Origin of the sequence: Shewanella psychropiezotolerans (assembly GCF_007197555.1) — a bacterium.
Lineage (GTDB): Bacteria > Pseudomonadota > Gammaproteobacteria > Enterobacterales > Shewanellaceae > Shewanella > Shewanella psychropiezotolerans.
The window spans coordinates 4,765,524-4,785,799 of record NZ_CP041614.1; the positions used below are offsets into that span (position 1 = coordinate 4,765,524).

General features: G+C 46.1%; 10 protein-coding genes. 5 read left to right on the forward strand and 5 right to left on the reverse strand.

Translation table 11 applies throughout. The features are described from left to right. Positions 1-29: 29 nt before the first annotated feature. The gene (locus FM037_RS20920; protein WP_144047598.1) at positions 30-6,518 is read right to left on the reverse strand and encodes a DUF1566 domain-containing protein; all 6,489 of its coding nucleotides are present in this window, start codon (positions 6,516-6,518) and stop codon (positions 30-32) included. A gap of 198 nt (positions 6,519-6,716) precedes the next feature. Here FM037_RS20920 and FM037_RS20925 point away from each other — a divergent pair, with 198 nt between their 5' ends. Further along, complete coding sequence (locus FM037_RS20925; RefSeq protein WP_229380963.1) at positions 6,717-8,759, forward strand: YncE family protein; 2,043 nt, start codon at positions 6,717-6,719, stop codon at positions 8,757-8,759. 127 nt (positions 8,760-8,886) lie between these two features. Here FM037_RS20925 and FM037_RS20930 read toward each other — a convergent pair whose 3' ends face one another. Together FM037_RS20930 and FM037_RS20935 are read right to left on the reverse strand one after the other, a co-directional pair. Then, positions 8,887-10,710 (reverse strand): S8 family serine peptidase, encoded by a 1,824-nt coding sequence (locus FM037_RS20930; protein ID WP_144047599.1) that lies wholly within the window; start codon positions 10,708-10,710, stop codon positions 8,887-8,889. Between the two features lie 394 nt (positions 10,711-11,104). Beyond that, the gene (locus FM037_RS20935) at positions 11,105-12,508 is read right to left on the reverse strand and encodes a sugar MFS transporter (RefSeq protein WP_144047600.1); all 1,404 of its coding nucleotides are present in this window, start codon (positions 12,506-12,508) and stop codon (positions 11,105-11,107) included. A 272-nt stretch (positions 12,509-12,780) separates the two neighbouring features. On the opposite strand from FM037_RS20935, the gene FM037_RS20940 reads away from it, so the two are divergent. The 4 genes from FM037_RS20940 (at position 12,781) to FM037_RS20955 (ending at position 17,489) form a co-directional block, all read left to right on the forward strand. Continuing rightward, on the forward strand, positions 12,781-13,452 hold the full coding sequence (locus FM037_RS20940) for a DUF2461 domain-containing protein (protein WP_144047601.1): 672 nt from the start codon (positions 12,781-12,783) through the stop codon (positions 13,450-13,452). A 461-nt stretch (positions 13,453-13,913) separates the two neighbouring features. Then, on the forward strand, positions 13,914-15,320 hold the full coding sequence (locus tag FM037_RS20945; protein ID WP_144047602.1) for a YjiH family protein: 1,407 nt from the start codon (positions 13,914-13,916) through the stop codon (positions 15,318-15,320). A 68-nt stretch (positions 15,321-15,388) separates the two neighbouring features. Beyond that, positions 15,389-16,342, forward strand: coding sequence for an agmatinase (speB, locus tag FM037_RS20950; protein ID WP_144047603.1), 954 nt, complete (start codon positions 15,389-15,391; stop codon positions 16,340-16,342). Between the two features lie 478 nt (positions 16,343-16,820). Next, a complete protein-coding gene (locus FM037_RS20955; RefSeq protein WP_144047604.1) occupies positions 16,821-17,489 on the forward strand; it encodes a glutathione S-transferase family protein in 669 nt (222 codons plus the stop codon). A gap of 26 nt (positions 17,490-17,515) precedes the next feature. On the opposite strand, the gene yqfB is transcribed toward FM037_RS20955, so the two are convergent. Both yqfB and FM037_RS20965 read right to left on the reverse strand, forming a co-directional pair. After that, entirely contained in the window at positions 17,516-17,833 is a 318-nt protein-coding gene (gene yqfB, locus FM037_RS20960) for a N(4)-acetylcytidine aminohydrolase (RefSeq protein WP_144047605.1), read from the reverse strand. A 170-nt stretch (positions 17,834-18,003) separates the two neighbouring features. Continuing rightward, positions 18,004-20,052, reverse strand: coding sequence for a methyl-accepting chemotaxis protein (locus FM037_RS20965; protein WP_229380964.1), 2,049 nt, complete (start codon positions 20,050-20,052; stop codon positions 18,004-18,006). Positions 20,053-20,276: the final 224 nt, after the last annotated feature.

Consider the following 20,276-nt stretch of genomic DNA (forward strand, 5'->3'; position numbering starts at 1 on the left):
AATACGCTTGAATTAATATTCGATATACGCTAGTTATTCCCCGCGTAATCGATACAGAGAGGGATACATATTATAGCCCCCTCATAAGTCACATATGCCTCGGTTCCATCTATTTTCAGGCATCTCTTTCTTTTGCCGGAATAACCTAAACTTGATTCATCCGATGAAACATAACAGGCTAGTTTATTGTAATTCCCACTCACCTCATTATTTATAAATACTGACTGATCAAAAGGATATAGAGTTTTAATCTCATCGAAGCTTGGTATCGCCCATGTGGTCAGACCGCACAGTGAAGCGGTATTAACCTCATCGACAATCGCTGCAAGATCGTTGAATTTTTTAAACCTTGCACCGCCTTTATCATCGAATAACTGCCAGTAATTGCCACTGACCTTGTCTCGGGTGCACTTGGCGTTAGCCAACACCAATGTCACTGAGCCATTAATATCGATTAATTCATAGGGAGAGATTTCGCTGACAAAGCGGGCGATAAAAATCTTGTTATCGAGCTCACCAACAGATTTGTCGAAAAAATCCTTGCTGGAGCCATAATTGTTAGCTGTTTTAAAGGTGAAGGCCTGCTGCTTGGCTCCGTCACTGACATGGGCCTTACTTAGCCAATAGAAGAAACGTTTGCCGCCGTTGTACTTATCATATTCATCAGTCAGGGCCAGATGGTTGGGAAACACACTGGTGTCTATGGTTCTAGAATAACTGCTACCTGAAGTGGCTAAGGTTTCTGTCTGAGTCAGGCCTGGTACCTGCCAATCGCTATGCCCGCAGTAGTTGGCATCATTGCGCCGCTTCAATAAGCCGCTGGTGCCCATTACGTTCGACTCTGTATTAGTGCCATCATCGAATGGCAAGTTATCTGAGCCCCCAGGCAAACCATCACCCAGCAAGGTCCAGATCCTCGAATAATTAGCAAATCTGCTGTCGAATACACAACGCCAGCCTTGGGCGAAGCTGGTATTACTCGGCAAATAGTCACCATTAATATCCAGCTTACTGAAATGGGTACCGATCACGGCATCGGCTGCGGGCACGGTATAGCCATCGCTCTTTGCCCGTGTTAAAGCTTGCATCGCCGTCGTTTGCGCCGATGTCACATCTGCGCCCGACTCGAGTGCATTTAAGCGTGCAAGCAAAATATTGAGCTCAGTATTGATGGCATCACTGAGCCCTCCTGAGTCCAGCGCTTCGGTTAACTGGGTATAGATAGCATCGAAATCTTTTAGGGTCAGCTGCAACTGGTGAATCGCCTGATACAACTCAAGCGCTGCGCCGTGTAGCACCTGACCATTGTCTCCGGCTATCGAGGTTATCTTATTGATCACATCGTCCAGATTTTTTCCCAGAATCAACAGATAATTAAGGGCATGCAGCGCCTTTATCGAAGCCTGAGTTCGGGTCAATACTAAGTTAATGTCTGTCTTTTGCGCCTGCAGTTCGACCAAGCTAGATTGCAGCGAAGCCAAGTCTACACTCGTCGTAGTCGGGCGATTTTTTATGATCAGATCCACATAGAGTCGATATGCCACATAAGCTTCATCTAGCTCAGTTGCCAGTGCCCTCGCCTCACCGTTCAAAGCCTGCATATCCAGCTGAATCTTCTCGACATCATTAAGTACCGGGTCAGTTTTAACCATCTCGGCTAGCAGGCTGGTATTCAAGTCGATTTCCAAGATCTCTAAGGAGTTAACCCCAGTCACCGCATCGTTTTTAATGGCCAATAAACGCGCTACAAGCTCACTGGTCTCTCCCAGTATCCAGTAGGGATAATACGAATTGCTCCAACTCGGCTGTGCTATGGCACCATTGTTATATAGCACATAATCTGAACCAGACTTTGCCCAAAACGAGCCATAGCCTCGACTCATGTTCACAGGTTTATTATTCCCCGAACTGCTTATGGCCGTTGATGCCATCACCAGAGACTCAGGGGGAGCATCCCAGCCGATCAGACCGCAAACAGAATTTAGGTTCAAAGAAGCCAGCTCGTCGACAAGCTTTGTCTTATCGAAGTAACTGCTTTTTCCGCCCCAATACCTAGGCTCACCTTCTCCATTAGAGTCAAACTGTGCCCAGCACCCTTGATTGGTATCGAAACGATATTGATTACTGCCATTGGATGACTCGGAGATAGTCATTACCTGGCCCACAGATAACATAGGGACAAATTCCATAACAATAAATTGTCCACTGGCACCAGTGGCATCCATGATTTTCCCCGGCGCATTCACTTCTGTGGCCTTAGCATTACCACGCACACGGATCTGCAGCTTATCTTTGCTATAAACCTGTGAGCCCATATGTTGCGGATTACTGCCTACTGCAGTCCAGCTCAGGCCTGCATCATTGCTATATTCATAATGTGAAGCCTCAACAAAACCGGGAACCCAGCTCCACTTGAGGCCATTGGTTATACCGACACTGCTGGCATTGACGATTTCCGGATGAGTAGGGGCATCGGGTTGCATGCCGCCGATGAAATCAACGGTACTGACAAGGACCTTGCCTGCAGGCATGCCATTGGTCGCATTCGCCTTGACGCGTACCTGAACCATGCCGGCCGCAAGATTTATTTCACCCAGCTGCAAAGGTTTCTCACTGACTATCAGCCAAGTCGCGCCGCCATCGACAGAAAATTCATAATATCTTGGGTGAGAAAAGTCAGTGAGTAGATCCCAATCGAAACTGTTGAGATTGTCGTCCTGCTGTGGGTTTATCGGCGCATCAGGCTGAGATGGCTTGACCGTATAAACTTGAGTATTAACTAAAGGTAAGCTGGGTTCTTGGCCCGTTAAAGCATTTCCCTTCACCCGCACCCGAACTTCACCAGTCTTAAAAATATTATCGACTGGCAGTTGATAGGGATTGGCATTGACTATTCTCCAGTCCTGAGCCGGTGTCATGAGCTCATAATCTTCGGCCCGCTCAAATCCCGGTGTCCATTGCCAGCCAAAGGTATCGAGAGCATCATCGACAACTGCCGCGGTCGGAGCCTTAGTTCTGACGGGTTTGACCGTATAGGCCTGAATATTAGCTAAAGGTAAGCTGGGTTCTTGGCCCGTTATAGCATTTCCCCTGACTCGTACGCGGACTTCACCGACCTGATAAGTATTGTCAATCGGCAGTTGATAGGGGTTGGCGTTAACGGTTCTCCAATCCTGATCCGGTGTTATAAGCTCATAATCTTCGGCTTGGCTGAATCCCGGTGTCCATTGCCAACCGAAGGTATCGAGTACATCATCGACAACTGGCACGGTCGGCGCTGCGGCTGTTAAGGGCTTGACCGTATAACTCTGAGTATTGGGCAAGGAGAAACCAGGCTCCCGGCCCTTTCCTGCATCGGCCTTCACCCGTACCCTGACTTCACCGACTTGATAAATATTATCAACCGGCAGTTGATAAGGGTTAGCGTTAATTATTCTCCAGTCTTGATCCGGTGTCATGAGCTCATACTCTTCGACTCGCTCGAATCCCGGTGTCCACTGCCAACCGAAGGTATCGAGCACATCATCGACAACAGGCACGGTCGGCGCATCGGCTCTATAGGGCTTGACCGTATAACTCTGGATATTAAGCAAGGATAAGCCGGGCTCCCGGCCTGTGACTGTATCCGCCTTCACCCGTACACGGACTTCACCGACTTGATAAATACTATCAATCGGCAGTTGATAAGGGTTGGCGTTGACTGTTTTCCAATCTTGAGCCGGTGTCATTAGCTCATAATCTTCGGCTCGCTCGAATCCTGGCGTCCACAGCCAACCAAAAGTATCGAGTACATCATCGACAACTGGCGCGGTCGGAGCCTCCGCTCTGACTGGTTTGACCGTATAGACCTGGATATTGAGCAAGGGTAAGCCAGGCTCCCGGCCAGTGACTGCATCGGCCTTCACCCGTACCCTGACTTCACCGACTTGATAAGTATTATCAATCGGCAGTTGATAGGGGTTGGCGTTGACTGTTTTCCAGTCTTGAACCGGTGTCATAAGTTCATAATCTTCGGCTCGCTCGAACCCAGGTGTCCATTGCCAGCCAAAGGTATCGAGAGCATCATCGACAGCAGAGGCTGTAGGCGCAACAGCTATTGCTGGCTTAACCGTATAGGCCAGGGGATTGAGCAAGGGTAAACTGGGCTCCCGGCCCGAAACTGTATCGGCCTTCACCCGTACACGGACTTCACCAACTTGATAAGTATTATCAATCGGCAGTTGATAAGGGTTGGCGTTGACTGTTTTCCAGTCTTGAGCCGGTGTCATGAGCTCATAATCTTCGGCTCGCTCGAACCCAGGTGTCCATTGCCAGCCAAAAGTATCGAGAGCATCATCGACAGCCGAGGCTGTTGGCGCTGCGGCCGTTGACGGCTTGACAGTATAGGCCTGAGTATTGAGCAAGGCTAAGCTAGGCTCCCGACCAGATAAGGCATCCCCCTTGACTCGCACCCTGACTTCACCGGCCTGATAAATATTATCCATTGGCAGTTGATAGGGGTTGGCATTAACTGTTTTCCAGTCTTGATCCGGTGTCATGAGTTCGTAACCTGCGGCCCGCTCAAATCCCGGGGCCCACTGCCAGCCGAAGGTATCGAGTACATCATCGGTGACCGGCACAGTGGGCGCATCGGGAGCCACAGACTTAAGGGTGAAAGCGGCCTCCGAGCAGAGTATTCCTCCCGCTACATGGCTTCCCATAGCGTTGGCGATAACACGTACGCACACCTGACCTATGCCAAACTGCCCATCGTCTATCACGGCCGGTTTAGTGTTGGCGCCGCCCCAGGTTTTCCCAGCATCGGTAGAGATCTCGTAATGTGCCGCAGTCTCAAACCCTGGCACATAGTCCCAATCGAAACTGTCATTGATATCATCCACGACACTATTGAGCGCCGCAACAGGCTTACCTAAGTCTCGGGTGAACACCTGAGCGATCACGGCAGAGAACCCGGCTGGCATGCCATTGTTAATGTTAGCTGGCACACGTATTTTTATGCTGTTAGCCGGATAATCCCTATTGCCGATATACTCTGGGTTGCCACTGGCCTGACGCCAAGAGCCGTCCAGATAAATTTCATAGTTAGCTACCCGAGGAAATGCCGCCAATAGCTCCCAGGTGAAACTGTCATGTTCATCATTGACCGCAAGGATTATCGGCGCCAAGGGACGAGCGGGTGTCACAGTGAAGGGAGTCGTTGAAGAGATGATGTGACCGGCCGGGATATTGATCTCGGACCGCTCGGTTAACCTGAGCTGCAGAGCACCTGCGGTAATAGCGAAATCTTCAACAGGCTGAGGCTTGGCCGTTATCGGCTGCCAATTGACTCCAGTATCCAGTGAATATTCATAGGAGGCATAATCAGTATGTTCAGGAACAAACTGCCAGTCGAAAACATTGCTCGCATCATTGATTGTCAGGCTAGCAGGCGCCGAAGGCATAAGTACCCGAGTGAATACCTTGTCTGACAGCACAGGCTGACCCGCCTGACGGCCTCGATTTTTATCGGCTCTGATCCTAACTTGGATCGCGCCAACCCCGTAAGCATCCAGGCCCACATAGAGGGGCATGGCACTCACCACCTGCCAGGTTTTACCGCCATCGCGTGAATATTCATAATCACTTATGTCGGTAAAATGACCGACCCAACTCCAGGAGAAAGTGTCAGATTCGTCATTAACCAGGCCTGACTTAGGCGCCTTAGGTATGATGACCACCCGATTGTTCAAGATCTCAGCAGGCGACACCAGCACTTCCCCGACATGATCCCTGACAATGTCATCCATGGCCTGGGGATTATTGGTCCCCACCAAGTTATCTGTCCGACTTTTCAGCACTGAGAGATCCAGCAAGCCCAACTTGGCTCTGGTGCCCTGACGAGCAATGCTCCTGCCGATACCGCTCTCCACCGAGGCCTGCTCACCAGCCTGCATGATCTTGGTCAGGCCCTGAGCCAGCAAATGCAGCTCTTTATCTATCCTGTCTTGACCGGCAACATAATCTGACATCAAGTTTTCGGCATCGATAGCCAGCAATTGAGCCAGAATGAGCTTCGCCGTATCGAAATGTGTGCCTCGCTGTGCGGCTATGGTGGTGATCAGACTAGTAAATGGCGTCACCAGTGCGGCTTGAGTCGCCGGAGCCGACAGCACGAATGCCTTATCGATTTTCTTATCTGGGTTATCCATGTCTACAGTTTGATTAGGGATAGCCTCGACGATGACAGAGTAACGACTCAGATTTTCACCCGTTACGGCCAAGGTAAATTCACCTGTCGCTCCGGTCAGTACGCTTTCACCATCATGGCTGTCACAATACAAGTTGTGGTTGAGATCGATACACACTCTGGCACCTTTCAAATAACCGTCCAGTGCCACCCCAGTCAACGTATTTTTCGGGATCACTGGCTCGGTCGTTGATGTCAGTTTACTGTCCGGCTCAGCACCTCCGCAGGCGGCTAAGAAAGACGTTAAAACGAGTGTTATAACCAAAGATGATGGCTGACTTCTGAACACCATTGAAATAGATCCCTAGGAAGATTTTTTTATTAACCAAATAAACATCGGCTTTACATTTTGGCGGATGATAATGCGGATGAGATCCATTATCAATATCATTTGGTGTTTTATTCTGTTAATTTACGTAACAGCGATTACATCGACTGCCTTTGTGGCGGTTGGCGATCTTTTATTTCGATAGGTGACGATGTAAATATTATGAGTGAATGTTTAAAAGTATCTAAAATTGCTTTATTGGTTGCCAGTTGTACCTTGATGACGGCTTGTGGCGGTGGTGATGACAGCACAAATACCCAGAGTAAGAATCACTATGCCTATGGAGACTACCCTGTCTGTCAGGATATTGATCTTAACGGGGAATGCGGTGTTCTTGAACAGAGCATAACCAATCTTGAGAGCCTGACAGCGAGCGCGTCAGGGCCATTTTTAATCGACTCGAATGGCTACTTCCTTACAGCCAATAGTGGGGCGAAACTCGTCAGCCCATTTACGACTCTGATCCAAAATGAAGTGTTATTTAACCCTATGGTTTCGGGCAACTCAGGTCAGGCAAAAGCCTATTTACAGAAGATATTCGGGGACAAATATAATATTAATTTCACCGATCTCGATGTTATTCATGGACCCGAAAATGAAACTGCACAATTAATCGCCTCTTTCCATCATGCCATCTCGTTATCCGGTGATTCGGCCTATTTAAAAATAGCCGCGGCCGTCGATAAAATGGTGACAAACAGAACATTCGATATAAGGGAATCACTCAGTCAGGCGGATCTCGATACCAGTTTCGTGAATTTAAACAATCGCTATCTCTTGTCCGGTTCATACCCACTCAGTCCACTGACATCGCCAAAATCGATCACCATGAATGAGAACACAGGTCTCTTGTTGGCGCTAACCTCAGATGACAAACTGCTACAGATTAATACTGGCACAGGTACATATTCATCGTTTCCCGCCACCTCGGCACTAGCATCTCCCCAGAGATCCGCTCTGCTTAAGGACTCTGATCACGATGATGATGACGACGATGATGATGATGATGATCATTGTGAATATGGTATCTGTACTGGCACAGGAGGAATCCAGGTCACCTCCAGCCTCACATTTGCCGCTCAGGGCCTGAGTAATCAGCAGGCCTATTTAATTTATCAGCCAACCGCATACGGCGATAATTCAATCAGCAATACCTGTAACGCCTCCGGGGATAACGGCATCTATCTGTCAGAGATAGGCAAGAACGCTAAATCCCCCAGCCCCTCAGGCGTGAAGAAACAATTTATTATCGACAGCTACAGCGGCGCATCGGGAACCGATCCCATAGTGATAGAGAAACCCGAACTGCCGATGTCTGAAGCCGAATGCCTCAACAACCATATCAATTGGTTAACCCCTATCTACAGTAAGAAACGTGTGATGGCTGTGTTCACCAATGGTTCGGGACAAACTGCAGAGTTGAAGTTGTTAAACAGCGAAACCTTAGTGGCAAGCAATCAGGTCTATAATCTGAGCACCTCAGATCCTGGCCTGATACTTAGTAAACAGGGAGCTGAGCTGTTAGTCACTCAGGGGAGCTATGGTCAAACTATGATCTTGGATACCGAGACTCTGGCCCCCAAGAACCACATAGCTAAGGCGGATATTCTTGATGCCTGCTTCGTCAATGATGATCGCGAGCTCCTGATCAGCGATGGCACAAATACCGTATCCTGGCTCGATACACGCTCCTCATATCAGCCTATTGCCAGCTTAGAACTCGATAGCCGAGTCAAGCGTGTGGTGTCTGATCCCGAAGGCAAATACAGCTCGGTGCTAACGGCTAACCGCGTCTATCTGCTCGATAATACGGCACGAAAAATAATCAAATCGATGATCTATGATAAGGCCTATCCGTACGGCATGAGCATGCTCACAGATAAAATCATCATCTCTCGTTATGGGGCAATCGATTACATTCAATTTTCAAATCTTGTTGGCTCATCGATAAAGGTCGGCTATCAGATGCTCTCACGGGATCTGGTTACTCTCTGGCTCAGCAGCTCCGAAAAAAGCCTGCACTCCACAACCTTAGCTCATGTATTAAGAACTAACGGGGAGAGCGAAGCCACTAGTCGTCAGTTCGGGGAGATCGATCTGCAATGGTTACCGACCAATGCCACCACGGCTGCGCAGGTACAACAGGTCAAACTAACCGGTTACTATCGCGGCGAACGCATCAGCTTATACAAGGTATTGAAATAAAGGTCCGGTGTAAACCATAAAACCTCAGCCTGACCACGGCAAAAGTGCTGCGGTCAGGCTGAGGTTAAACCAGGGTTTTCAAGCGACTTAAGTTAAATCAATTAGCAAGTCACTTAACAAGTAACACCTAAAAAACAACCGTCTGCTCGGCAGTACAAGTAGATGTCCCCTCATCGCAGGCCTTATAACTATATGAACCACCACCTTTAGAACTAATGCTATCGGTATACGTCGAACTGGCAGATGTCGTGACAATCAAGCTGCCATCACGGTAAACATCTACATTCGTCCCCGCAGCACCATTAAAGGTTAAATCGACCTTCTTCACGCCTTTACTCTTGTAGCCATTTGCGCTCAGAGTAAAGTCGCCACCGGGCTCTCCGCCGCCGTCACCGCCGCAGCCATTAGCAGTAAGGTATGCATCTGCTGCTGCCGCTTTAACGATACCGTAGCCAAAATAAACATCATTACCAGCAGCGCCACTATCCATGGCCGTCGCCTTTAAGGCTTCACGGATTTCACTGCCAGTACATTGGTTATGGTTAGACCAAACCAGAGCAGCCAAGCCCGACACTGCTGGGGTTGCCATTGAGGTACCGCTCATAAAACCATAATCTGAAGTGCCGATGTCGATAGCAATATTCCCCGCCGCTAATAACGCACTGCGATCCTCAAATGCAGCCCCAACAGCCGGAATACTAGTGGCATTGGTATCACCTAGCGTGCCATATAACATGCCAGGTTCGTTGTTAATGATAACCGCGCCAACGCCACCTGAGTTTTCACAGTTTGCCACCTTATCGTGGAATGAGATATTACCGCGATCGATCACACAGACATTACCATTAGCACCGCTATCGGTTGCCTCTGCCGTGCCCATATAGTAAGTGCTGCCAGTGACACTACCTGGATTTTCCATGGCTGAACTCGCAAACGCTGCACCATCGGCAGTCATATTCGCTGCCGTAGCCATACTGGCAGGATAAGTCGAAAGTGTATCTACTCCACCAGCTGTGACCTCGACACAGATAGTCTCATCTGTTTTCACCTGCTTGCCACGTCCGGTCGTACAACCAGGAAATTGTGAGAAATCGGCAATTTTATTGTCGGCATCATTAGCACCAATCATCATCACAGATGGGTAACCCGCAGGGTATGAGCGAACATTATTACCATCGTTACCCGCAGCAGCGACCACCAGGCCACCTGCATCGACGAATGACTGGAAGGCATTAGACTCGGTAGAGTTAGAGCCTCCGCCACCTAGACTCATGCTAATAATGTTGGCACCTGCCGCGCTACAAAGATCTGCTGCATGGGCTAAGTCTGATGAGTAGCCCCAACCATCATCGTTAAACACCTTGATGATGTGCATCTCGACACCCGGTGCCATACCAATCACGCCGACATTATTGTCTGCCGCACCAATCGTGCCAGCTACATGCGTACCGTGTGGCCCGCCGTTCTCATTCCAGTTGCCTGTGCCTGAATCATTGTCGCCACTGATATTATTCCACTCAAAATCTGTGTTACTGGCATCGAGTCCAGAATCGATAATACACACCTTCATGCCCGCATTGGCATTGAATGCAACTTGATTAGCTTGAGATTGATACACGGCATAAGGTGTGACTTGCTCGGTCATGGGATTACCGGCATCATCACTGTAGGCCGACATAAGTTGACGACGCTGATCCGCTTCAATCAACTTAATATGTGGGTTGTTAAGCAGCCCTTTCACTTGGGCAAGCTCTTTACCGCTAAAAGTGGCGGCGATAAAGCCATTGCCGTCCACATGGATTTGACCACCGAGTTGCTTAGTCAGTGCCTTAATGACACCTTTATTGCTGCTATCGACTTGAATAATATATCGATCATCATCTGCAATTACACTTGTAGACACACTCACGGTCAGGGCCATGATTGCGCCTGCAATTTTAGATAACTTCATAGATTTGCTCCATTATATTTTTTGTTTAGAGTTACTATTTAGATTCGAACACACCGCAAATTATCGGCTACGACTATCGCCTTTTACGGTATTTTCGTTTGCTTACGCTCCCGAAGCTAACAGAAGATCACGGTAGCAACAAGTTAACAACGTAATTATAACGAATGTAAATCTCACGAATATTGATTCAATGGATGACTAACTATTTCATTAAATATCAGTCCATTTGGCGAGAGTTCTGGGCCCAGAGGCAAAGTCTATAATTACAGCTGCAATATAGACCTGCAGTAACATTTTATCCGTCCATAAAAAAACGCAGCTCATCGCTGCGTTTTTCTTTAAACAATCCAATCAAGATTACATGTCAACTCTCACCTGCTAGCAAGCGCTAACCTTAGGTGCTAGCCACCGAAACCTCATCGGTACTTGCTTCATCTACCTCGCTACTCTGGCCTGCCTTATAGCCGATGAAGGCAAAGAACAGGATATAGACATAACAGAGTGCACAGAGAATAAAGCTCCACTTATAACCGATAGAGTCTGCCAAAAAACCCTGGAGTGGTGGCAAAATACCGCCACCAACTATCATGGTGCACAGCAGGCCCGAAGCCTTGGGAGTGAACGCGCCTAAATTTGCGATCGATAAGGGAAAAATCGCCGGCCACATGACCGAATGACACAAACCACACAGAATAAGAAACAGGGCAGCAAGCGGCACTTCTATGGCTGCCATATCGCTGAATAACACGGGAATAGCCAGGGTATTTTCCAGTGCGAAGGGCATAAAACTACCCAAGATAAGTACTAACGCAGCCACTGTGACTATCTGCAATAGATATTGAGTGCGGATCTTCTGACAAACCACGAAGCCAATCAAGCGACCAAGCATGGTACTGCCCCAGTAGTACGCCAGCAAAGGCACAGCCTGCTCGTGTCCAAGACCGCCCATCTCTGGAGTTGCCAGATACAACATGAGAATCGAACCAATAGAGACTTCGACCCCCACGTAACAGAAGATCCCCCCTGCGCCATACATCAAGTGCTTATGGTCGAAAAAGGATCCCTTTACCTGACTACCGGCCGAGGATGTACTAACACTGTCGATTTTCGGCAGTCGGGTGAAATAGATAAGTGCCGCGATACCGATAATCGCCACGGCTTGCACCAAATAAGGAATTTGAACCGCAGCCGCCTTGGCGATGATATATTCGCCATGGGAGGTAAAGTCTATCTCCTGCACGCTGGATAAGATAACGGCGCCGCCGATAACCGGGCCAATCGTAGTCGCAAAGGAGTTAAAGCTGCCACCTAAATTCATCCGCGCCGATCCCGTTTGTTCCGGGCCAACTTTGACGATTAAAGGGTTAAGGGCGACTTGTAAGAATGCGACACCAGTGGCCAGCACGAAGAGTGCAAACAACACTCCCATGTATTCCATATAGTGGGCGGCGGGAATAAACAAGAGATAGCCGATACCCATGATGCCCAATGCCAGGACCAAGGAGCGCTTATAACCTATCTTCTCCATCACAAGTCCTGCGGGAATAGCCCAGATGGCGAATGCGATGAAAAAAGCCGACTGCACAAACATGGCTTCCATGTTCGACAATTGATGAATTTCTCGCATCACAGGAATAAGAATATCGTTCAATACTGTGGTGAAACCGATAATAAAGTAGAGCACGACCAGTAACACCATGGCTCCCTTGTATTGGGAGGCGACAAACACGCTGCCGACTCGAGACTTACTGTCTTGTGACTGAGAGCCTGAGCTCGTGATTGGGGTTCCGCCAGCCATATTCTCATCCTTAGATTATTATTTTATTTGTCTGACATTCCCCTGTTAAGGCTAAACCGACACAGAGCCCGTCAAACACAAGAAAACATCTTATTAACAACTGAACATCAATTACACACTAGCGCCTAATGACAGCGCTGTCAATTATCCATATTAGGCTTATTAATCAGCATCGATCAGACAAAGGTGGCCACATATTCACTTCACTCTCCCAATCCTGTTACTCCTATGTTATTTTTTACTTCATTATCAATCATTAGGGTCTCGTACCTATGTTTACTACCAAGAGCTTCTCCTTTCTTTCCCTGCTCAGTACAAATAACGAACGGGAATGGTTCAAGGCTAATCAGGCCCAATATGAAGATGAAGTTCGCACACCGGCCCTTAAATTTATCGAAGCCATGCAGCCCCATGTGCTGGCGCTATCACCAAGATTAACTGCCACCTCCAAGAAAGTCGGTGGCAGCTTAATGCGTCCCCAGCGTGATGCCCGCTTCAGTAAAGACAAGACCCCATATAAAACCAATGTCGGCATTCAATTTCGTCACTTTCAGGGCAAAGATGTCCACGCTCCAGGCCTATATCTGCATATTGCCAACGATGGCTGCTTTATCGGTGCGGGGATTTGGCATCCCGACTCAAAGGCATTAAACAAACTACGTACCTGTATCGATGAAAACCCCAATGCCTATAAGAAGGCATTAGTTCAGTTGCGAGAAGCAGGATTCGAGATGGAGGGCAGCAGCCTGGTACGCCCGCCAAGAGGATATGATAAGACCCACCCCATGTTAGATGAGTTAAAGCGTAAAGACTTTATCGCCATCAAATCGATAGGGGCTAAACAGATCACAGATAAAGACTTTGTCTCCTGGTTTGCCAACGAATTTAAGCACACCCAAAAGCTAATGGGCTACCTATGCTTCGCACTAGATTTGGATTACTAAAGCAAACAATGATGACCTGCCCTACCAGTCTTGGCGGACAATGATAAAAGAATATGCATGTTTAATCGCCCTCATCATTTAAAAGCACAGCCACAAGACCATCGCATTAACTATGCTAATAAGAGTGGGCCTTTCAAGTTGAAAGGCCCAAGACACAACAGCTAGCCAAGAGGGCTATGCTTTCAAAAAACTGAGAATATTTGGCTCTGGTGACTACCGTTTCTCACTCACAAGCCCGCATAACTGTGGCGCAATACTTTTGCCTTCTAACGAGTAAAAACAGCCCCCTATCTTAGCTAATCTACCTTTATCGCCATAAAAGATCACAGCAAACCTAGATACTCTATAGAAACACTTCAAAATAAAAACTCCAACAATATACTGCTTAAGCCTTTTCTTAAATATGGCTTGTGACATTAAAACCTTACATAAAAACAATTAAAAATAGGACTCGTAGTCACATGAATAATGAAATAGGTCATGCCTCAAAAAATTCAGAGTCTGATCCGCTCGAAGCGACAGCAGTGAAGAACTATTCAACAAAGCGCTTACTACGTTTTGCTTTTCCTTCCTTAGTGGGGGTCCTATTGTTTTTAACACCATTCATAATAGATGGTAAATTTACAGTTATAATTGCTTACCTAATCTCCAGCCTTAATGCTTACTTCAAAGCATATATGCTACCGATATCGCTTATGTTGACGATTACATCAGCAGTCTTATCAGTCATTGTTCCTATGACTCCGCTCTTGGAAAAAAGTAAAAACCGCTTTATTCAATTGTTCAATCCGGGAGCTATCTGGATTTTAATTAGGGTATTAGGTGCCATCAGCATTATTATGATTTACCTAAATATAGGGCCAGAATGGATTTGGGATCGTAAGACCGGTGGCGTAATGCTGTTAGATGTAGCACCTGTCTTGCTAATTTTGTACTTCCTAAGTGCTATTTTTTTACCGTTATTGACAAATTATGGCTTAATGGAATTTATTGGAACATTATTAAATAAACGATTTAAACGAATATTCAATTTACCCGGTTTTGCAGCAGTAGATGCCCTTGCATCATGGCTATCAGCCTCTAGTGTAGGCATGATACTAACGATTCAACAATACCGAACAGGTCTCTATACCAAACGAGAAGCTGCAATGATAACGACTAATTTTTCTGTCGTTAGTATTGCTTTTGCGTATGTCATGTTATCGTTTATTAAGCTTGAACACTTATTTATTCAATGGTACATCTCTGTTGTAATAACTGGAATTATTTGCGCAATAATAGTGCCGAAACTACCGCCACTTAAAAAAATACCAAATGATGTTTTCACTAATGCTCCCGTGACTCCTCGCGATGAAATTAATATAGATGGAAACCCTTTTAAATTCGCACTTCGTAAAGGAATAGAGCGTGCGGATTGTGCTCCCTCAATCTGGACACAACTTAAAGACGGTATCCACACTGCTTCAGATGTCGCAATCACGGTTTTTCCAACACTGATGCTAATTGGAGTAGGAGGGCTTGCTTTAATTGAATATACCAACGTCATTCAATTCCTTTCAATACCATTAATTCCCTTACTTAATTTACTCCAACTACCAGAAGCTTCTCTCGCTGCAACCGCAATTCTTTCTGGAGTAATAGAAATATTAATGCCTTCAATTTTAGGTGCCCACATTGAAAGTGAGCTAACTCGTTTTGTAGTTGCTGGTGTGGCGATAAATGAAATCATTTTCTTATCTGAAGTGGCAATAATACTTATCAGGGCAAATATAGGTTTAAATCTATTAAACCTACTCGCAATTTGGTGTCTTCGTCTACTAATAGCGTTACCGATTTTAACCTTATTAGGGAATATTTTTGTACCTTGATATTCGTTTTAAACTTAACGAGTAAATATTAAAAAGAAAACAATTAACCCTGTTATGGAGCATTGGCAATGAGTAAAAAAGCGTTAAACCAGCCACTTAGTGGAAATGAAATGCCCCGTTTTGGCGGCCCAGCTACAATGATGAGACTCCCAACTCAAACGAACACTGTTGGCCTAAATGCTTGTTTTATTGGAATACCACTGGATATTGGAACATCTAATAGGCCAGGAGCTCGTTTAGCCCCTCGCCAAATTCGAGATGAATCACGAATGTTGAGACCATTCAATGTCTACACTGGAGCAGCCCCTTTTGAAAGCATTCAAGTGGCTGATATAGGTGATGTTGCCATCAATACTTTCAACCTTCAAAAGAGTATGGACATTATTGAGCATGCATATGATGAGATTATCTCTAATAACTGTAAGCCTTTAACCCTCGGTGGTGATCATACTATTACATTGCCTATCTTGCGTGCTCTAAGTAAAAAATACGGCCCTATGGGGATGATCCATGTTGATGCTCATGCTGATACAAACGAACATATGTTTGGTGAAAAAATAGCTCATGGAACTCCATTTAGACGAGCAGTAGAAGAAGGACTAATTGATGGAAACCGAGTAGCACAAATAGGTTTACGTGGTACAGGATATTCATCCAAAGAGTTTGAGTGGTCAAGAGAGCAAGGATTCAGAGTTGTTCCTGTAGAAGAATGTTGGAATAAATCCCTAGTGCTTTTAATGTCAGAGCTAAGAGAAAAGCTTGGGAAAGGTCCGGTCTATATTAGTTTTGATATTGATGGTATAGACCCAGCCTACGCTCCTGGTACTGGAACGGCTGAGATAGCAGGATTAACAGTTCCTCAAGCTCTAGAAATTATTCGAGGTTGCCGTGGATTAGATGTGATAGGTTGCGACTTAGTCGAAGTTTCTCCTCCTTACGATACAAGTGGTAATACATCATTACTTGCAGCTAATTTACTTTTTGAAATGTTATGCGTATTGCCAGAAGTTGAATATAAATAGATCAGCAGATCAAAACAGGTGAAGAGTTCGGTACCGATAATTGGTACCAGCGCTTTGTCCGTGAAACTTTCAGGACCTATGTCAAAAGCGAGTTACACAAAATACCCTAGTGCCCAGCTTAAATAAAATTGCTCGAACATAGCAGATTCAGTAGTCAATAAACTAAAAGGCTACTTTGTTGACCCCAATGGTATCCCCTTGATAAAAGGCACCCGGTAATCATCTGTTTGTCATAAAATGACGATATAAGTAGATTTACAGGTAAGTAAAGCTGACTTACCTTACCTCTGTTCTAAGAATGAGAGGAATAACTAAATTCCAGGCCCATTATTAGGTCATCTGAAGAGTTGCTTTGCAGCTTAATTGAAATAAAAATCACCGGACTCAGGTCAATACAGAGAAGGCTGTAATCAGTCTTTAAGTAATGAATTATACCGATTGGTATTAGTAAGCTGTTACTCAATCTTCAGGAGTTTTTATGATCGACTTATATACCGCCGCAACCCCCAATGGCCATAAAATATCTATCGCACTAGAAGAGATGGGATTGGAGTATAGTGTCCATCACTTGGATTTGATGCAAGCCGATCAGAAGCAATCTGAATTTATCGCAATTAACCCCAATGGCCGTATCCCCGCCATTATCGATAGAGACAATAATGACTTCGCTGTATTCGAGTCCGGTGCCATTCTTATCTATCTAGCCGAAAAATCTGGAAAACTCTTGCCTGCACATCCTGACAAGCGCTCACAAACATTGCAATGGCTGATGTTCCAGATGTCCGCTGTAGGTCCTATGATGGGTCAAGCTAATGTCTTCCACCGTTACCTGCCAGAGAAGATCCCAACGGCCATCGAGCGCTATCAAAACGAGAGCCGTCGATTATTTGAAGTCATGAATCATCAGCTATCCGATAACCGCTACCTGTCAGGGGATGACTACACCATAGCCGACATAGCCACCTGGCCCTGGGTACGTATCTTTGAGTGGAGCGGCGTCGATATCTCGGGACTCGGGCACCTGGAACGCTGGTTGAATGAGATAGCCAAACGACCAGCAGTTCAGATAGGCATAGTGACACCGCCGTCATCGGACTTAAGCGATGAGGAGCTGGCTGAGCAGATTAGAAAGATGGTGTCTAAATAACCTCTATTATCCTTGCCTCCGCCTCGCTAAACCAACTTGTAGGAGATGACGTAGAGTTGTTCTGTATTTGGATAAACCTTACTGATTATCTCCTTTAGCTTTGGTAGCTCAAGGTATTCTTGCTGGGCGTGAAACTCGTTAATCTCGCTGAAGAGTATCGGCTCTACCGACTCAATTTTTATGTCACAAACCTTAATATTAGTTTCTAAGGTATACACCTCGACCTGGGTCCCTGGCACATAATGACACTCAGACTCATCCCTGATGGTGATGGTCTTTTTCCCTGATGCAACAAAGGGGGTGAGCATTTCAAAAAAGCTGATTTTAGTTGGTACATCTTTCATTAATAAATCCAAGTTATCCATCTGGTTATTTAAGCTAGCCTAGCCTGTAAAATTGCAGCTAGACCAGTTATTTTAAGGAACCAATTCTGTGCTCATTCCTCAGAACGATGCCTAAGCCATCATCTCAAATCAGTTGCCAACACTAAAGCTGTATTTCCCGCTTCTATGAGCTACTTAGTTTTAAATCTATTTAACTCGACTCGAAGATCCCCAGCACTCCCCTCCAGTTCAACGCTTGTGGTAACCGCAGAAGTCATGCTATCCATCACATCAATTGCCGTATCATTAATCACCACTACGTTACGATTAATCTCTTCAGCTACGGCGCTTTGCTCCTCTGCCGCTGAAGCGATTTGATTATTCATGTCATTTATAACTTCAATCGCCTGATTGATCTCTGCAAGTGCTTGCTGAGCAGCTTGCGTTTCCTCTTTCGTTCCTATGGCCTGCTGTTGACTTTCTTGCATCAAATCAACGATAGACTGGGTTTCAGTTTCCAAACGTGCAAGCATTTTACGGATCTCTTCGGTCGAACTCTGAGTCCGGGTTGCCAGATTACGAACTTCATCGGCAACGACAGCGAAACCCCGCCCCGCTTCGCCCGCTCTCGCAGCTTCAATAGCTGCATTGAGTGCGAGTAAATTAGTTTGATCTGCAATCCCGCCTATTTCCGATAAAATCCCCTGAATCGCAGCACTGGACTTTGCTAGATTTCGAGTTTGTCCCTGAGCACTGTTGATCTTTAATGCTAAATCACTCACTGCCGATACCGTGTTGCTCATCTGTTTCATGCCACTTACACTATTGGATTGCACCTGGCTTGCTGCCGCAGCCGCTTGAACAGCCGAACTGGCAATCTCCTGCGCCGTTGCGCTCATCTCATTGATAGCTGTGGCCAGAGAGTTAACTTCGTTAACTTGGCCAAGCAGCTTCTGCTTTGAATCTTCTGCTTGTAACTTACCCTTAGCAGAACTCAGTTCAACCTGTTCAGCCGTCTGCATGACAGTACCTAATGTCTCCTGTAAACGGATTAAGAAGGTATTAAACCAATGTGCTAGCTGCGCCGTTTCATCCTTACCACTTTTTTCAATCCGATAAGTTAAATCACCGTCTCCCTCGGCGACATCTTTAAAACGTTCAACCAGATTAGTGAGTATTCTTCCCAGAGAGTTACCTATCATGGTCATGGCGACAATACCGAGTATGACAGCGAAGAGACCTGCTAAAACCCCTTGTTTAATCGCACTCTCATTCTGTATATCACTCCAGGTTTCAAACTCTGTTATCCCTTGGATCAGTTTACTTCTGGGAACAGAGACCATCACGATCCAATGAGAGTCAGAGGTATTGACTGAGGTGATCGCATATTCTTGGGAACCTATGGACATCAATCCACTTTCTGCTTGACGGGCTAATGCTTGAATATCGGACCATTGAGAAGATAATTGCCTGGAAACTTTTTTACCGACTTGTGATGGTGCGCCGCTGTTGGCCAGCACCGCTCCTTTCCAGGATGAAATAATAATATTACTCTCACCATCAAATAATTTATACGCCAGTTTCTCACTCTGCCCCTGAAGCTCTGACAGGGATAAATCGAAACCCAAGGTACCAATAATGTGGCCGTTCACTTTTATGGGTTGGCTAATGGTAGTGATCAATTCATCTCTGCCACGAACCGGATAGATATAGGGCTCCATAACGAAGGTACGACCGGTTTCAAACGGCATTAAGTGCCAGTCATCAGTCCGTTCACCATTACTATTGAGCGCTGTGTTGTTGAAACTCTCCATCGCAACGGAATCGAAGCTATTATTGGAATTAGGAGAAAAGAAAGGAGCTAGATAGCCCTTACTATTGATTGCTTCTGCAACTTGAACTTCCGATTCTGTGGGCCAAGTTTTTTGATCCCATACCATATAGCCTGCAAATACTGCCTTGTCCTGAACCTCTAACGCGGCGATAAATTGTTTAACTATGGTATCGGCACCGACCGAATTTACACCGCTCAACTCTATGATTGATCGAACTTGATTTAAATTGGCAAGCACCGGAAACAGTTGAGTCTCTATTATTTTCCCCTGTTCCGATGCAGTGGATTTCAAATGGAAATTAATCGCATCGCTCAACTGAACCTTAACCTTATCGGTCACCTGCTGACTCACTGTCGTATACGCGTTAGTAGTCATACCCATAGCAATGAGTAACGTAAACGTCATTGCTATTCCTGCGCTTACAGCAATTCGAGTTTTGATGGTTTTAAACACAAAAAATCCTTCTTTATTAGTATTATGACTGGATTGAGAGTCTCCTTGAAAAGATGACCCTAAACCCATAATTATAATTTAAGAATATGAATAGAATGCATCAGAATATGAACGAGATGTGAACAGGCGTGTAAACTTTGTAAACCCGCGTAAAGTAAAAAAATGAAGGCAGGCAA

Excerpts from the sequence above, each read along its gene's own strand:
- yqfB (WP_144047605.1), bottom strand. The coding sequence starts at position 17,833 with ATGAAAGATGTACCAACTAAAATCAGCTTTTTTGAAATGCTCACCCCC.
- FM037_RS20955 (WP_144047604.1), top strand. The coding sequence starts at position 16,821 with ATGATCGACTTATATACCGCCGCAACCCCCAATGGCCATAAAATATCT.
- FM037_RS20965 (WP_229380964.1), bottom strand. The coding sequence starts at position 20,052 with ATGACGTTTACGTTACTCATTGCTATGGGTATGACTACTAACGCGTAT.
- FM037_RS20920 (WP_144047598.1), bottom strand. The coding sequence starts at position 6,518 with ATGGTGTTCAGAAGTCAGCCATCATCTTTGGTTATAACACTCGTTTTA.
- FM037_RS20945 (WP_144047602.1), top strand. The coding sequence starts at position 13,914 with ATGAATAATGAAATAGGTCATGCCTCAAAAAATTCAGAGTCTGATCCG.
- FM037_RS20925 (WP_229380963.1), top strand. The coding sequence starts at position 6,717 with ATGAGTGAATGTTTAAAAGTATCTAAAATTGCTTTATTGGTTGCCAGT.
- FM037_RS20940 (WP_144047601.1), top strand. The coding sequence starts at position 12,781 with ATGTTTACTACCAAGAGCTTCTCCTTTCTTTCCCTGCTCAGTACAAAT.
- speB (WP_144047603.1), top strand. The coding sequence starts at position 15,389 with ATGAGTAAAAAAGCGTTAAACCAGCCACTTAGTGGAAATGAAATGCCC.
- FM037_RS20930 (WP_144047599.1), bottom strand. The coding sequence starts at position 10,710 with ATGAAGTTATCTAAAATTGCAGGCGCAATCATGGCCCTGACCGTGAGT.
- FM037_RS20935 (WP_144047600.1), bottom strand. The coding sequence starts at position 12,508 with ATGGCTGGCGGAACCCCAATCACGAGCTCAGGCTCTCAGTCACAAGAC.